The sequence below is a fragment of the Pseudomonas sp. YuFO20 genome (genome assembly GCF_035064975.1).
In the GTDB taxonomy this organism is placed as follows: domain Bacteria; phylum Pseudomonadota; class Gammaproteobacteria; order Pseudomonadales; family Pseudomonadaceae; genus Aquipseudomonas; species Aquipseudomonas putida_AE.
Genome location: NZ_JAXDEO010000011.1, coordinates 22,915 through 38,596 on the forward strand (window position 1 = coordinate 22,915; position 15,682 = coordinate 38,596).

The 15,682-nt window shown below is 60.9% G+C and carries 16 protein-coding genes; 8 read left to right on the top strand and 8 right to left on the bottom strand.

Translation table 11 applies throughout. The features are described 5' to 3' along the window. A complete protein-coding gene (gene emhA / locus SOP85_RS08165; RefSeq protein WP_274073445.1) occupies nt 1-1,158 on the bottom strand; it encodes an efflux RND transporter periplasmic adaptor subunit EmhA in 1,158 nt (385 codons plus the stop codon). Nucleotides 1,159-1,426: 268 nt separating this feature from the next. On the opposite strand from emhA, the gene emhR reads away from it, so the two are divergent. Further along, on the top strand, nt 1,427-2,059 hold the full coding sequence (gene emhR / locus SOP85_RS08170; RefSeq protein WP_274073446.1) for an efflux system transcriptional repressor EmhR: 633 nt from the start codon (nt 1,427-1,429) through the stop codon (nt 2,057-2,059). A gap of 265 nt (nt 2,060-2,324) precedes the next feature. Here emhR and SOP85_RS08175 read toward each other — a convergent pair whose 3' ends face one another. The 5 genes from SOP85_RS08175 to SOP85_RS08195 form a co-directional block, all read right to left on the bottom strand. Beyond that, nucleotides 2,325-2,975: a hypothetical protein gene (locus SOP85_RS08175; RefSeq protein WP_323626641.1), complete on the bottom strand. Its 651-nt coding sequence runs from the start codon at nt 2,973-2,975 to the stop codon at nt 2,325-2,327. Between the two features lie 116 nt (nt 2,976-3,091). Continuing rightward, complete coding sequence (locus SOP85_RS08180) at nt 3,092-3,748, bottom strand: hypothetical protein (RefSeq protein WP_323626642.1); 657 nt, start codon at nt 3,746-3,748, stop codon at nt 3,092-3,094. Nucleotides 3,749-3,914: 166 nt separating this feature from the next. Beyond that, the gene (locus tag SOP85_RS08185) at nt 3,915-4,964 is read right to left on the bottom strand and encodes an alkene reductase (protein ID WP_323606655.1); all 1,050 of its coding nucleotides are present in this window, start codon (nt 4,962-4,964) and stop codon (nt 3,915-3,917) included. Between the two features lie 22 nt (nt 4,965-4,986). Continuing rightward, nucleotides 4,987-6,153: an MFS transporter gene (locus tag SOP85_RS08190; protein ID WP_323626644.1), complete on the bottom strand. Its 1,167-nt coding sequence runs from the start codon at nt 6,151-6,153 to the stop codon at nt 4,987-4,989. Nucleotides 6,154-6,188: 35 nt separating this feature from the next. Next, entirely contained in the window at nt 6,189-6,491 is a 303-nt protein-coding gene (locus SOP85_RS08195) for an ArsR/SmtB family transcription factor (protein WP_046816689.1), read from the bottom strand. Nucleotides 6,492-6,660: 169 nt separating this feature from the next. On the opposite strand from SOP85_RS08195, the gene SOP85_RS08200 reads away from it, so the two are divergent. Next, nucleotides 6,661-7,236 carry an acyl carrier protein phosphodiesterase gene (locus SOP85_RS08200; RefSeq protein WP_274073451.1) on the top strand — a complete coding sequence of 192 codons (576 nt, stop codon included), beginning with the start codon at nt 6,661-6,663 and terminating at the stop codon, nt 7,234-7,236. Nucleotides 7,237-7,337: 101 nt separating this feature from the next. Here SOP85_RS08200 and SOP85_RS08205 read toward each other — a convergent pair whose 3' ends face one another. Both SOP85_RS08205 and olsB read right to left on the bottom strand, forming a co-directional pair. Further along, entirely contained in the window at nt 7,338-8,129 is a 792-nt protein-coding gene (locus SOP85_RS08205; protein WP_323626645.1) for a lysophospholipid acyltransferase family protein, read from the bottom strand. Then, the gene (gene olsB, locus SOP85_RS08210) at nt 8,129-8,884 is read right to left on the bottom strand and encodes an L-ornithine N(alpha)-acyltransferase (protein WP_274073453.1); all 756 of its coding nucleotides are present in this window, start codon (nt 8,882-8,884) and stop codon (nt 8,129-8,131) included. The genes SOP85_RS08205 and olsB overlap by 1 nt, the downstream gene beginning before the upstream one ends. Nucleotides 8,885-9,039: 155 nt before the next feature. Here olsB and SOP85_RS08215 point away from each other — a divergent pair, with 155 nt between their 5' ends. From SOP85_RS08215 to SOP85_RS08240, 6 genes are all read left to right on the top strand, one after another. Further along, nucleotides 9,040-9,921 carry an acyl-CoA dehydrogenase family protein gene (locus SOP85_RS08215; protein ID WP_274073454.1) on the top strand — a complete coding sequence of 294 codons (882 nt, stop codon included), beginning with the start codon at nt 9,040-9,042 and terminating at the stop codon, nt 9,919-9,921. Nucleotides 9,922-10,082: 161 nt separating this feature from the next. Next, nucleotides 10,083-11,177, top strand: coding sequence for a serine hydrolase domain-containing protein (locus tag SOP85_RS08220; RefSeq protein ID WP_323626646.1), 1,095 nt, complete (start codon nt 10,083-10,085; stop codon nt 11,175-11,177). Next, entirely contained in the window at nt 11,174-11,497 is a 324-nt protein-coding gene (locus tag SOP85_RS08225) for an amidase (RefSeq protein ID WP_323626647.1), read from the top strand. The genes SOP85_RS08220 and SOP85_RS08225 overlap by 4 nt, the downstream gene beginning before the upstream one ends. 149 nt (nt 11,498-11,646) lie before the next feature. Then, complete coding sequence (locus SOP85_RS08230; RefSeq protein WP_323626648.1) at nt 11,647-12,822, top strand: M20 aminoacylase family protein; 1,176 nt, start codon at nt 11,647-11,649, stop codon at nt 12,820-12,822. Between the two features lie 81 nt (nt 12,823-12,903). Further along, the gene (locus tag SOP85_RS08235) at nt 12,904-14,214 is read left to right on the top strand and encodes a citrate-proton symporter (RefSeq protein WP_323626649.1); all 1,311 of its coding nucleotides are present in this window, start codon (nt 12,904-12,906) and stop codon (nt 14,212-14,214) included. Between the two features lie 2 nt (nt 14,215-14,216). Then, the gene (locus tag SOP85_RS08240; protein ID WP_323626650.1) at nt 14,217-15,659 is read left to right on the top strand and encodes an amidase; all 1,443 of its coding nucleotides are present in this window, start codon (nt 14,217-14,219) and stop codon (nt 15,657-15,659) included. Nucleotides 15,660-15,682: the final 23 nt, after the last annotated feature.

A 15,682-nucleotide genomic window follows, 5' to 3' on the forward strand; every position in this document is an offset into this window, starting at 1 on the left:
TTACTCCCCTTTGCCGCTGGCAGCCTGCTCAGCTGGCTTGGCGGGGGCCGGGTTCTTGGCGCCTACGTTAGTGGCGTCAGTGGCCTTGACTTCGATGCCTGGCTTGACGAATTGCAGGCCTTCGGTGATCAGGCGATCGCCGGCTTTCAGGCCGTCTTCGATCAACCATTGGTTACCGACGGTGCGGCTGGCCTTGAGCTGACGCAGTTCAACCTTGTTGTCAGGGCCGACGACCAGTGCGGTCGGACTGCCCTTGAGGTCGCGGGTCACGCCTTGTTGCGGGGCCAGGATCGCCGCGCTGTTCACACCAGCCTGCAACTGTGCGTGCACGAACATGCCCGGCAGCAGGGTGTGATCAGGGTTCGGGAACACGGCACGCAGGGTCACGGAACCGGTGGTCTGGTCGACCGAGACTTCGGAGAACTCCAGTTTACCGTCCAGTTTGTATTCGCTGCCGTCCTCGAGGGTCAGCTTGACCTTGGCGGCGTTGTCACCGGCCTTCTGCAGGCGACCGCTTTCCAGTTCGCGCCGAAGTTGCAGCAGTTCGACCGAGGATTGCGTCACATCGACGTAGATCGGGTCAAGTTGCTGGATCACGGCCATCGCTTCGGTCTGCGCGTTGCTGACCAGCGCGCCCTCGGTCACCGTGGAACGACCGATGCGGCCGGTCAGCGGCGCGTAGACCTTGGTGTAGCGCACGTTGATCTGCGCCGATTGCAACGAAGCTTCCGATTGCAGGCGGTTGGCCACGGCTGTGTCGTATTCCTGGCGGCTTACGGCCTGTTCGTTGACCAGTTGCTGGTAGCGATCGGAAATCGACTTGGTCGAACGCAGGTTGGCTTCGGCGCTTTTCAGGGTCGCCTCATAGACCGATGGATCGATCTGATAGAGCTGCTGGCCGGCCTTGACGTCACTGCCTTCCTTGAACAGGCGCTTGAGAATGATGCCGTTGACCTGTGGACGAACCTCGGCAATGCGGAACGCGCTGGTGCGCCCCGGCAGTTCCGAGGTGAGCGTAAACGTTTGCGCTTGCAGGGTAACGACGCCGACCTGAGGCGGTGGTGCGGCCGGTGGAGCTTCTTCCTTTTTGCATCCGCTGAGCAGCGATGCCAGGGCGACGGCGGCGACCAGAGCGGTAACAGCTGGCTTGAATTGCATGAAAATCCTCGGGTCAGGCGCGAAAAAAAACGCACAAGAAAAGATGGAAGGTTAAAAAGTGGGGTCCGGGTGGATAAGTAGCATGCTAAGGAATATACTTACATTCACGGCTGTTTGTAAAGGCCCTGGCCGTGTACCCAGGTCGTTACAAACGTCCTGGAAAGGTTCAAATCGTAAGCCCGGGGACGATACCCAAGAGCTCTCGCCCCGCTTTTATTCAGCTGATATCCAGACATCGCTGAAGCATCCTGATTGAGGTTGTACTGCCATGGTCCGTCGTACCAAAGAGGAAGCCCAAGAAACCCGCAGCCAGATACTCGAAGCGGCCGAGAAAGCCTTTTTCGAGCGGGGTGTGGCGCGAACGACCCTGGCGGACATCGCGACCCTGGCCGGCGTTACCCGCGGGGCGATCTACTGGCATTTCAGCAACAAGGCGGACCTGGTACAGGCCATGCTCGACACCCTGCATGAGCCTCTGGATGAAATGGCCAAGGCCAGCGAAAGCCCGGACGAACCCGACCCCTTGGGCTGCATGCGCAAGCTGTTGATTCATTTGTTTCATCAAATTGCGCTGGACCCGAAAACCCGACGCATCAACGAAATTCTGTTTCATAAGTGCGAGTTCACCGATGAAATGTGCGACTTGCGCCAGCAGCGTGTGGCGGCCAGCCTGGACTGCAATGTACGGATCGGCCTTGCCCTGAGTAACGCCGTGAATCGCGGGCAACTGCCGGAAAACCTCGACACGGCTCGCGCGGCCATCAGCCTGCATGCCTACATCGATGGCATCCTGTACCAGTGGCTGCTGGCCCCCGACAGCTTTCAATTGCACAGCGAGGCTGAGCGTTGGGTCGATACCGGGCTGGACCTGTTGCGCTTCAGCCCCAGCTTGCGCAAATGAAGCAAGATGCGTAATTGACTGCAGCCGTGTCAATCGATGCAGCGCCAGATGAACCTTTCTTCACGCGACTTGCGGTATGGGGTGCTTTTATATACGGATGCTCGACCGGTTCACAGTCAATGAACTACGTATTTTGTAGGAAATTTGTGTTGTCGCCGGGAGGGAGCTTGATTCGCAGGCTGATCGATGGAAAGCGGGAACTGCGTCAACGAAGTACAGGGCAAGCGCCTGCTATCAAGCGCTTGCGTGTTCTGTTCAGGTGCTGTTAACCCACCCTGATCACGACGATGTAGCTATAAGGGCTCTTTGGTATTCTTCTGGTGATGCTGGAGGTGCACTTCAATTTTTCCTTACCAATAGATCGAACAGTATGTTTAAGGTGGGGAGTGAGTCCAGTAGTGGAAAGGCTCACACTCAGCGATGTCGTGAATTGGAATGCAAGTTTGCCACTTTCATAAGAGAAGTCATGATTGACTTTGATTTCACGAAATTTTCTGGTACCTATTCTAGGTGGCTCACTGCGCAGTATGAATGACAAGTAGTCCCAGGGTTCAAGGTCATATTTCTCGTTGGGGTGAATGCCGTTATTCCAGCTTGATGTGGTGAGGCTGAACGTTTTTGCGGTGGCATTGAAGATGTAGAAGATAACGCTGTTGGGAGACTGAACGTTACTGATGGAGCGCCAGGCCTGTTCCTCGTCCCGCTTACCTTCGCGGATGAATTCGTCGAATTCGTCCACGGTTTTCTGTTTGTCTATGGCGTTATCTATGTCTGCTCTATCTTCGGCAAAGCTGACCAGGTGCTGCAAATAGGCGGGCAGCATGGCGCGGGTCATGTCTTTAAGGAAGTTCTGTTCAAAGGTTACATCTTTAATGTCTTCGTTGCTGTTTTCTTGATTGTTTTCTTTATCGTTCATGATATTACCTATTTTCGGTGGTTGGTATTTATAGATAATAACAGGGGTGCGATTAAGGTGTATTTTATTGGTGTAATGGATTGTTGCTGGTGGCGAAAATCAAATGCCTAAAGCTGTTAACCCAGCCTGATCACGACGCTGTAGCTGTAAGGTTCCTTTGACAGGCTTCTGGTGATGCTGGAGGTGCACTTCAATTGTTCCTTACCAATAGATCGCACAGTATGTTGAATGTGGGGAGTGAATGTAACCTTGAGGACAAAAGGACCATCACCTTTCAAACTCAGCGATGTATTGAATTGGAATGCAAATTTGCCACTTTCAAAAGAGAGGTCATGATTGACTTTGATGTTAGGGTTTTTTTTAGTAGGTGGCTCGCTGCGCAGTATGATTGACGCGTAGTCCCAGGGTTCGAGGGCACAAGCCTCTCTGGGGGGAGCGCCGTTACACGAGCTTGTTGTGGTGAGGCTGAACGTTTTTGCGGTGGCATTGAAGATGTAGACAATCACGCTGTTGGGAGACTCATCGTTACTGATGGAGCGCCAGGCCTGTTCCTCGTCCCGCTTACCTTTGCGGATGAATTCGTCGAATTCGTCCACGGTTTTCTGTTTGTCTATGGCGTTATCTATGTCTGCTCTATCTTCGGCAAAACTGACCAGATGCTGTAAATAGGCGGGCAGCATGGCGCGGGTCATGTCTTTAAGGAAGTTCTGTTCAAAGGTTACATCTTTAATGTCTTCGTTGCTGTGTTCTTGATTGTTTTCTTTATCGTCCATGATATTACCTGTTTTCGGTGGTTGGTATTTATAGATAATAACAGGGGTGCGATTAAGGTGTTTTTTATTGGTGTAATGGTTTATTGCCGGTGGCGATAATCAAAATGCCTAAACAAAAAAACCTCGGCTTTTTCAAGCCGAGGCTATTGCGTGTTAACGGTAACGCTTACAGTGTTGGGTAGTCGATGTAGCCGACCGGGCCCTTGGCATAGAACAGCTCCGGACGCGCGTCATTCAGCGGGGCATCCGCTTTCAAGCGCGCCGGCAGGTCCGGGTTGGCAATGAACGGTACGCCGAAGGCGACGGCATCGGCTTTGCCGCTGGCCAGCCATTGGTTGGCACTGTCCTTGGTGAAGCGTTCGTTGATGATGTACGGGCCGCCAAAGGCTTCCTTGATCTGCGGGCCGAGGCTGTCGGCGCCTTCTTTCTCGCGCGAGCAGATGAACGCGATGCCACGCTTGCCCAGTTCGCGAGCCACGTAGGTGAAGGTCTCTGCCAGGTTGTCATCGCCCATGTCATGGGAGTCGGCGCGCGGTGCCAGGTGCACACCGACACGGCCGGCGCCCCAGACTTCGATCGCGGCGTCGGTCACTTCCAGCAACAGGCGAGCACGGTTTTCCACGGAACCACCATAGTTGTCGGTACGCTGGTTGGTGCTGCTTTGCAGGAACTGGTCGAGCAGGTAACCGTTGGCGCCGTGGATTTCCACGCCGTCGAAACCGGCGGCCTTGGCGTTCTCGGCACCGGTGCGGTAGGCGTCGACGATGTCGGCGATTTCCTCGGTTTCCAGGGCGCGCGGGGTCGGGTAGTCGGCCAGTGGACGAACCAGGCTGACATGACCCTTGGGCTGGATGGCGCTCGGAGCGACCGGTGCTTCACCGCCCAGGTACGATGGGTGCGATACACGACCCACGTGCCACAGTTGCAGGAAGATCTTGCCGCCCGCGCCGTGGATCGCCTTGGTCACGTTGGCCCAGCCACGCACCTGGTCGTTGGACCAGATACCCGGGGTGTCCGGGTAGCCGACGCCCATCGGCGTGACCGAAGTGGCCTCGCTGAGGATCAGGCCGGCGGAGGCGCGTTGTACGTAGTACTCGGCCATCAGGGCATTCGGTACGCGGCCTTCATCGGCGCGGCAACGGGTCAGCGGGGCCATGATGATGCGGTTGGCCAACTCGAGGTCGCCCAGTTTGATCGGATCGAAAATAGTAGTCATTTATTGCATCCCTCGTGAGGTATCAGTTGGTAGCGGGGGCCAGTTCGGGATTACCGCTCTGACGGAAAGTGATCAGGGTGACCAGCAGGGCGAGCACCGCCAGTACGGCTGCCGCGAGGGGCACGCTGGTCAGGCCGAACCCGTGAGCGATGACGCTGCCGCCGACCCAGGCGCCGAGTGCGTTGCCGACGTTGAAGGCGCCGATGTTCAGGGTCGAGACCAGGTTCGGCGCAGCCTTGCCGTAGGTCACCACGTTGACTTGCAGGGCGGGCACGGCGGCAAAACACGCGGTGGCCCAGAGGAACAGGGTGATTTCGGTGGGGATCAGCGCGACGCTGGTCCAGGTCAGCACGGTGGAGACCACGGCCATGGCGACGAAGACGCCGATCAGCGTCGCGGCCAGGCCTTTGTCCGCCAGCTTGCCGCCGATGATGTTGCCCACCGTCAGGCCCAGGCCGATCAGCATCAGGGTCCAGGTCACGCCACGGGGCGAGACGCCGGTGACTTCGCCCAACAGCGGCGCGACGTAGGTAAACAGGGTGAACACCGACGCGGCGAACAGTGCAGTCATGCTCAGCGACAGCCAGATGCCGGCGCCTTTGAGAGCGCGCAATTCGGCGCGCATGTCGAGTTTCTCTTCATCGCGCTTGGCCGGCAGGAAGCGGATCAGGCCGATCATCGCGATCACGCCGATCACGGTCACTGCCCAGAAGGTCGAACGCCAGCCGGCCTGCTGACCGAGCGCGGTGCCCAGCGGCACGCCCAGTACGTTGGCCAGGGTCAGGCCGGTGAACATCAAGGCCACGGCCGATGCGCGCTTGTTGGCCGGCACCAGTCCCGCCGCCACGACCGAGCCGATACCGAAGAACGCACCGTGGCACAGCGCGGTGACCACGCGGGCAAACATCAGCACGTTGTAGTCACTGGCCACTGCGCAGAGCAGGTTGCCGATAATGAAGATGCCCATCAACGCGACCAGGGCGGCCTTGCGCGGCAGCCGGGCGGTGGCCAGTGCCATGAACGGCGCACCGATGGCCACGCCCAGGGCGTACCCGGTCACCAGCCAGCCGGCGCCGGGGATCGACACACCGAGGTCGGCAGCCACGTCGGGCAGCAAGCCCATGATGACGAACTCGGTGGTGCCGATGGCGAAGGCGCTCAAGGCCAATATGAGTAGCGAGAGGGGCATGGGTTAAATCCTTTTCGGCTGGCTGACGTAAAGGGTCAGAGCTCTTTGCTGAAGACTTTGAGGAACTCCTGAATGGTTTCCTCATTGCGTTTAAAGAAATGCCACTGGCCGACTTTGCGGCTGCTGATCAGGCCGGCGCGTTGCAGGGTGGCCAGGTGCGCGGACACCGTGGACTGCGACAAACCGCAACGTTGATCGATCTGCCCGGCGCAAACGCCGTGCTCGTTGCTGTGGGACTGGTCTGGAAATTCGACGTCCGGATTTTTGAGCCAGTGCAGGATTTCTCGCCGTACCGGGTGCGCCAGGGCTTTTATTATTTCGTCGAGTTCAAGGTTCATGGTTGGGGGCTCGTGATGTGTAAAACGCTATATCGCGATGAAGCGAACTTTAAATCGTTATTTCGCGATATACCAATATGATTTCGGTCTGACGACCGAATAAATCGGTATATCGGGTTATAACGATATGTTGGGTGTAGAGACACAGGCGCAATGCTAAGCTGCGCCCATGAACTATCTCGCACATCTTCACCTCGGTGGCCAGCGTCCTGGTCAATTGCTCGGCAGCCTGTATGGCGATTTCGTCAAAGGGCGGCTGCAAGGGCAGTTCGACCCGGAGATCGAAGCGGCCATCCAGCTGCATCGCAGCATCGACGTTTTCACCGATCGCCATCCGCTGGTGGATACCGCGTTGTCGCGGTTTTCCCTGACGCGTCGGCGCTATGCCGGCATCGTGCTCGACGTGTTTTTCGACCATTGCCTGGCCCGGGACTGGGCGCTGTATGCCGACCGGCCGCTGGAGTTGTTCACTTCGGACGTGTACCGGGTGCTGTCCACACAAGCGCAACTACCGGAACGCCTGGCGAAAATCGCACCGCACATGGTGGCCAACGACTGGTTGGGCTCGTATCAGGAATTTGAAGTGTTGGAGCAGGTGTTGCGGGGGATTTCGCGGCGCCTGACCCGGCCGGAAGAGCTGGCGGCTGCGATGCAGGAACTGCGGGTGCTGTATGAGCCGTTGAGCGAGGATTTCCGGTTGTTCTATCCGCACCTTCAGGATTTCGCCCAGGCAACGCAGATCTAGGTTGGGAGCGGGCTTGCTCGCGAATGCGGTATGTCAGTCAACATCAATGGTGAAGGAGAATCCGCATTCGCGAGCAAGCCCGCTCCCACAGGGGAAATGGGTCAGGCCGCGATAGCGGGGCGTATTGGGGCTTGCTGTTTCTCTGGTATGACCCCAAACAACGCCTTCTGCACCGCCTGCTGGGCTTCGAACGCCAATGCCGCACGCTCGCGACCTTCGCAGGCAATCGGCTTGAGCAGGTGAATTTCCACACCGCCCCGGTCATTGGCAAACAGGCGCATCAAGTGCGACAACAGATCATCGTCGCCAATGAACGGCGCCAGGGTGTCGGGCTCGCCGTTGCGCACATAACGAATCGCCACCGGTTGCAGCGCCACTTCGGAGTCGATGGCGGCTGACAGCAAGCGACCGTGGAAGGTGCGCAGCGAGCGACCGTCCGTGGTGGTGCCCTCGGGGAACATCAGCAGCGGGTGGGCTTGCGCCAGGTGGCGGGTCATCTGTTTGCGGATCAACTGGCTGTCGCCCGAACCACGACGGATGAACAGGCTGCCGGCCTTGGCTGCCAGCCAGCCGGCGACGGGCCAGGTGCGCACTTCGGCCTTGGACAGGAATGACAGCGGCGTGAGCATGCCCAGCAGCGGTATATCGGTCCAGGACACGTGATTGCTGACCCACAGCATCGGCACTTGCGGCAGCTTGCCGTGAACCGTCACATCGAAGGGCAGGGCGTTGCCCAGGCGCGCCATGAAAAACCGCGACCAGCGCTGGCGGCGTTCCATCGAGTGGGCCAGCCCCAGTCGCTCGAACACGCCGAACACGCTGGCCATGCTCAAGCCGAGCCCGACCACCAGCAACACCCGTGCGATTCGCGCGTACACGCGCAAGCGACTCATTACACGGCCGCCTTGAAGTGTTTGGCGTAACGCGGGCAGAGTTCGTCGCGCTTGAGCAGGATGAACACATCGGCCACCTGGAAATCTTCGTCCCAGCACGGCTCGCCGCAGATCTTCGCGCCCAGGCGCATGTAGGCCTTGAGCAGCGGCGGCATTTCGGCGATCACGTTGGAGGGAATATCCAGGGTCGGCAACGGCTTTTTCGGTTCGGCGCGCAGGTGTTCGGTGCACAGGTAGCGTTCGCGCAGGCGCTGCATGATCGCATGGGCCTGGATCCCGCCGTCCTGCATTGGAATGCTCGCGCACCCCATCAGGTAGCTGTAGCCGCCCTGGTTCAGTACTTCGGCCAGCTCACCCCAGAGCACGGCGATGGTGCCACCGTTGCGGTAGGCCGGGTCGACGCAGGTGCGGCCGATTTCCAGGATCGGGCCTTGCAGATGGACCAGGCCGTGCAGGCTGAATTCTTCTTCGCTGTAGAACTTGCCCAGGCTGCTGGCGGCGGTGTGGTCGAGCAGGCGGGTGGTCGCCACCAGGCGCCCGGTGTTCAGGTCGCGCACGCCGATGTGGGTGCAGTGAACATCGTAGTCGTCCATGTCCAGACCCAGTTCCGCGCCTTTGAGCTTGGCGTTGAATTCGCCGCTGAACACGTTGAAGCGCAGGGCCTGGGCTTGCTGCAAAGCCTCTTCGCCCACCAGGCGTTCGGCTTGCAGGCGGCGTTCGTTGCCGGTGTCGCTGATGCGGGCGATCTGAGTCATGACGAATCTCCGTGCGGGCTGCTCACCCGTCTTTGGGTTACAGCGAATCGACTTTCTTTATCCAGCCGTGTTGTGCAAAGTCAGGCTATGTAGCCCCGGTGTCATCGCCATTAAGCTTTGGTGATGCTTGTATGACAGCCCACAAGGAGCCTCTTATGCCCTGGCAAACCCTGTTGAACCGCCACGCTCGCCTGCCCGCCAACCCGGATCTGGGCGAAGGGTTCGCCACGTTGTTGCAGCAGCTGGGCCACGTCACTCCGTTTGAACTGGCCGTGGTCGGCGCACGCATGATGGCGACGCCGGGGCTGGCGTTCCTGGTGGGTTATCAGGCGGCGTTGCGCATGCTCTGGCCAAGCGCGCCGCCGAGCCTTGGCGCGTTGTGCGCCACCGAGCAACGCAGCCTGCGGGTGGCTGACATGCAGACCCGCCTGCACGATTTGCGCTTGAGCGGGCGCAAGGATTTCGTCACCGCAGGCGATGCCGCCGACTGGCTGCTGATTGCCGCGCGCAGCGAACAGCCCGGCGAAACGCCGCGCCTGAGCCTGGCGGTGGCCTACCCCGATGAGCCGGGCGTGCGGGTGGAGAAACTGCCGCCGATCCCGTTGATGCCGGACATCAGCCATGGCCGCCTGATTCTCGATAACGCACTGTGCGAACTGCTGGCGGGGGATGGCTGGGATGCCTACGTCAAGCCGTTCCGAACCCTGGAAGACATCTATGTATTGAGTGCCATGACCGCCTGGCTGTACGGCGTCGGTCAGGACTGTGACTGGCCGCAGGCCTTGCAATTGCGCTTGCTGGCGCTGCTTGCGGGGTGTGCGGAGGTCAGTCGACATCCCCCCGTCAGTCCGGCGGGGCATGTATTGCTCGGTGGGTTGTTTGCGCAGTTCGAGGGGCTCAAGGGTGAGATCAATGAAGCGCTGGCCGAGGGGCCGCCGGAGTGGGCGGCCATGTGGCAGCGGGATCAGGGGGTGATGGAACTGGCGGCTGAAGCGCGGGGCAAGCGATTGGCTAAGGCACTCGTGAATTTTCAGTGAATTGACCGGCCCCTTCGCGAGCAAGCCCGCTCCCACATTTTGAAATGCGTTCCCCTGTGGGAGCGGGCTTGCTCGCGAAGGCGGCCGCATTAACAACACCAATCCCGGAACTGTCATCAACCTCTACTAGGCTCAGCAGTTCATCCCCACGAGCCCCCGCCATGCCCAAAGGCCTGTCCCTGTTTTTCATGCTGCTGCTCAGCCTCACGGCCCGCGCTGAAAACTGGCCCGCCGAACAATGGTCGCCCGGCCCGACTGTCACCGGCCCAGCACTCCAGGCCCTGGAAAACTACGCCTTCCCACCCCGCAACGACTCCACCCATCAAGGCATCCGCACCGACGCCTTGCTCGTCATCCGCGACGGCCAGGTGATCTACGAGCGCTACGCCGGCCCGACCACTGCCCAGACACCGCATCTCACCTGGTCCATCAGCAAAAGCCTGATGGCCACCGTCCTCGGCGTGGCGTATGGCGAAGGCCGGTTCAAGCTGCAGGACAAGGTGGCCAAATTCTATCCGCCACTGCAAAAACACCCGGACCTGACCCTGGCCGACCTGCTGAACTGGGCCTCGGGTCTCGACTGGCAGGAAGATTACGAATACGCACCGCTCAACTCCTCAGTGGTGGCCATGCTCTACACCCGAGGTCACCGCGATATGGCCGCCTTCACCGCAGATCACGGCAGCTACGCCGCACCGGGGCAGGCGTTTCGTTATTCCAGTGGCGACACCAATCTGCTGTCCGCCGCGCTGAAAGCCATCGTCGGTGCGCAGCGCTACGCGGACTATCCGTGGACCGCGCTGTTCGAACCGCTGGGCATTCGCCGAGCGATCTGGGAAACCGACGCTACGGGCACTTTCGTCGCCTCGTCCTATGCCTACCTCACCGCTCGGGACCTGGCCCGCATCGGACTGTTGATGGCGCGGGACGGTCGCTGGGGCGATAAACAACTGCTGCCCAAAGACTGGGTGGCATTCAATCGCGAACCCTTCGCTCACTATCGCGCGAACCAGGATGATGCAGTACCCGGCGGCCACTGGTGGCTCAATCGTGCCGCGGCCGGGGTTGCCCGACCCTGGCCCGATGCGCCCGCCGACACCTTCGCCGCCCTAGGCCATTGGGGGCAGGCGCTGTATGTGATTCCCGGGGAAAACCTGGTGATCGTGCGTTATGGCGATGACCGCGATGGCCTCTACCAGCACAACGAATTGCTCAAGCTCGCGCTGAAGGCGTTTGCCGGGACGGTGAAACCATGAGCGGTTTCATGAGGCGCCGACCGATCAGTTCATTGTTGTTGATCCTGCTGCTCGCCTTGCTTGGCTGGGTCTGGCCGGAGCGGGTGGCGCTATGGGCCTTCCCGGACATCATCAGCGCCTACACCGCCAAGGAATACTGTTCGTGCCGCTACGTGATGAACAACGACGCCGGGTATTGCCGTGGCTACGTCAAACAATGGCTGCCATTCAGCGGCTTTACCGATGACGCGGCCAGCAAGCGCATCACGGTCAGCGGGATGGGGCGCAGCAATATGGCCGTGTGGATCGGCGAGCACCAGGGCTGTCGCCTGAACCCCTGACCTGCAGGTTCCATCTGGTGGAACCACATTCGATTGTCCTCGCGCGCGACTCGCGGTTATCTGGCGGTGAGCGCGACCTGCCTTTTTAAACGTCGCGAAATCATAACGAACAAAAAGAACGGGAATACACCCGGCCCGAGGAAATCGTCATGACCCGACATCAACACATTCTTGCCTGGCTCAACGACGTCGCCAGCGACCTGCACGCCACCCGCCAGGACATCCACGCCCACCCGGAACTCGGCTTCGAGGAAAACCGCACCTCGGCGCTGGTGGCCAGATCCCTTTCGGAATGGGGCTACGAGGTGCACACGGGCATCGGCAAGACCGGTGTGGTCGGTGTGCTGCGCAACGGCAACAGCCCGCGCAAACTCGGCTTGCGCGCGGACATGGACGCGCTGCCGATCATCGAGAATACCGGCGCCGCTTACAGCAGCCGGCATCAGGGCTGCATGCACGCCTGCGGGCACGATGGCCACACCACAATGTTGTTGGGCGCGGCCCGTTACCTGGCGGCGACTCGCCAGTTCGACGGCACCCTGACCCTGATTTTCCAGCCGGCCGAAGAAGGCCAGGGCGGCGCCGAAGCGATGCTCGCCGATGGCTTGCTCGAACGTTTTCCCTGCGACGCACTGTTCGGCATGCACAACATGCCGGGCCTGCCGGCGGGGCACCTGGGCTTTCGCGAAGGGTCGATGATGGCTTCCCAGGATTTGCTCAACGTCACGATTGAAGGTGTCGGCGGTCACGGCTCGATGCCGCACTTGGCGGTCGATCCGCTGGTGGCGGCTGCCAGCGTGGTGTTGGCCCTGCAAACCGTAGTCGCGCGCAACATCGATGCGCAGCAGGCAGCGGTGGTGACGGTCGGTGCATTGCAGGCCGGGGAGGCCGCCAACGTCATCCCTCAGCAGGCGATCCTGCGCCTGAGCCTGCGTGCATTGAATGCCCAGGTGCGTGAGCAGACCCTCGAGCGGGTGCGCGCGATCATCGAATCCCAGGCCCAAAGTTTTGGTTGCAGTTCGACCATCGAACACCGTCCGGCTTACCCGGTGCTGGTCAACCACGCCGTCGAAACCGAGTTCGCCCGGCAAGTCGGCGTCGAGCTGATCGGTGCCGACGCGGTGGACGGCAACACGCCCAAGCTGATGGGCAGCGAAGACTTCGCCTGGATGCTGCAACGCTGCCCCGGCGCCTACCTGTTCATCGGCAACGGTGTGTCGCGGCCGATGGTGCACAACCCCGCCTACGACTTCAACGACGACATCCTGCTGACCGGCGCGGCGTATTGGGGCGCGCTGGCCGAGAGCTGGCTCAAGCCGGCCTGAGCCTTTCACTTTCTACTGCCGCTGGACCGGGCGCGTCATGTCGCGCCCGGCATCACCCAACAGGTTTCTGGAGAGTTCCCCATGCACACTTCGAGCACCGGTGTTTCGCGCACCCGGCAAGTGGTCGCGGCCGTTGTCGGCAATGCGCTGGAATGGTATGACTTCATTGTCTACGGCTTTCTGGCGAGCATCATCGCCCGGCAATTTTTCCCTTCCGAGGACGAGTACGCCTCACTGCTGATGGCCCTGGCGACCTTCGGCGTCGGTTTCTTCATGCGCCCGGTGGGCGGCATCCTGCTGGGCATGTATTCGGACCGCAAAGGCCGTAAGGCGGCGATGCAGATGATCATCCGCCTGATGACCGTTTCGATCGCACTGATCGCCTTCGCGCCGAACTACGCCGCCATCGGCATGGGTGCGCCGCTGTTGATCGTGGTCGCGCGGATGCTCCAGGGCTTCGCCACCGGTGGTGAATACGCCAGCGCCACGGCGTTCCTGGTGGAAAGCGCGCCGGCGCACCGTAAGGGTCTGTACGGCTCGTGGCAATTGGTCGGGCAATGCCTGGCGGTGTTTTCCGGGGCGGGCATGGTGGCGCTGTTCACCCATCTGTTGACTCCCGAGGCCCTGGACAGCTGGGGATGGCGGATTCCCTTCATGATCGGCCTGTTGATCGGCCCGGTCGGCCTGTGGATTCGCAAGCACATGGAGGAACCGGAAGAATTCCTCGAAGTGCGCAAGCAGGCCAAGGGCGAAAGCCCGGGTTTGCTGCAAGTGATCCGCGAACATCGCCGCGCCATTCTGGTGTCGATGGGCCTGGCCTGTGGTGCGACGGTGTCGTTCTACGTGGTGCTGGTGAACATGCCGACTTTCGCCCACAAGAACCTCGGCCTGCCGCTGGACCAGGTGCTGCTGGTGCAGATGCTCGCGGTGGCGGTGATGACCGTGGTGATCCCGCTGTCCGGCGCCTTGTCGGATCGCCTCGGCCGTCGCCCGGTGCTGATGGCCTTCACCCTGGCGTTTTTCCTGATGGTCTATCCGCTGTACGTGTGGGTCGCGGCGGCGCCCTCGGTGGAGCGCTTGCTGGTGATGCAACTGTTGCTGTGCACGGCGATCGGCGGGTTTTTCGGCCCGGCACCGACGGCACTTGCCGAACAGTTTCCGATTGAAGTGCGCTCCACCGGGGTGTCGGTGGCCTATAACGTCGCGGTCATGGTGTTCGGCGGTTTTGCCCCGCTGATCGTGACCTGGCTGAGCAAGGTCCTGGCCACGCCGGTGGCGCCATCCTTCTACGTGTTGTTCGCTTGCGTGCTGACGCTATTGGGCACTTACTGCATGCAGGAAGCACCACGGGCAAAGAAATCCGTAGCACTTAACCTTGGGGTGAAACCTTGAGCATGAATCCGATTGTTGAAATGGACGCCGATGCATTGTCCCGGGCGATTCACGGGCGGCAGGTGTCCTGCCGTGAAGTGATGCAGGCGTATCTGGCGCAGATCGAGCGCTTCAATCCGCAGGTCAATGCGCTGGTGTCGCTGCGACCCGCCGAGGAGCTACTGGCAGAGGCCGACGCCTGCGACCGGCAACTGGACCAGGGCCAGTCCCGGGGCTGGATGCACGGCATGCCGCAAGCGGTCAAGGACCTGGCGGCCACCGCCGGCTTGCGCACGACCATGGGCTCGCCGCTGTTCGCCGAGCAAGTGCCGCAGCACGACGCCATCAGCGTGGCGCGGGTGCGTGACTGCGGCGCGATCATCATCGGCAAGAGCAACGTGCCGGAATTCGGCCTCGGCTCGCAGACCTACAACAGCGTGTTCGGCACCACCACCAATGCCTACGATCCGGCACTGGTCGCCGGCGGTAGCAGCGGCGGGGCGGCGGTGGCGCTGGCGTTACGCATGCTGCCGGTGGCCGACGGCAGTGACATGATGGGCTCGCTGCGCAACCCGGCGGCGTTCAACAACGTGTTCGGCTTTCGCCCGTCCCAGGGCCGCGTGCCCCATGGCCCGCAACCCGAGGTGTTTGTCCAGCAACTGGCCACCGAAGGGCCGATGGGCCGCACCGTCACCGATGTTGCGCGGTTACTTGGCACCCAGGCCGGGTACGACTCGCGCGCGCCGTTGTCGCTGACTCAGGATCCGGAGATTTTCCATCAGTCGCTGGCCCAGGATTTTCGCGAGGTACGCGTGGGCTGGCTGGGCGACTACAACGGCTACCTGCCGATGGACCCTGGCGTGATGAGCCTGTGCGAGTCGGCGCTGCAGGACTTTACGGCCCTGGGTTGCAAGGTCGAGGCCTGCCAGCCGGATTTTTCCATGGAGCGCCTGTGGCAGACCTGGCTGGTGCACCGTCACTGGCTGGTGCAAGGCGGCCTCGGTAGCCTGTATGCCGATCCGCACACACGCGAGCAGCTCAAACCCGAAGCCCAATGGGAAATCGAGGGTGGCCTGCGCCTGACGGCGGCGGATGTCTATCAGGCCTCGGTCAGTCGCAGCGAGTGGTATCGCGCCTTGAACGATTTGTTCGAACGTTACGATTTCCTGCTGCTGCCCACTGCCCAAGTGTTCCCTTTTGATGCACAAACCCCTTGGCCGCGTGTCGTTGGCGGGCAAAGCATGGACACTTATCACCGCTGGATGGAAGTGGTGATCGGACCGACCCTGGCCGGTTTGCCGAGCATGAACGTGCCGGTGGGTTTCAATCCGGCCGGGCTGCCGATGGGCCTGCAAATCATTGGCCCGGCCCAGGCCGATCGTGCGGTGCTGCAACTGGCTTATGCCCACGAGCAACTGACCCAGTGGGTCAAGCGCCGGCCGCCCGGCTGTCTGCAAAGTGCGTAAAACTTGTGGGCAGGCCCACATCT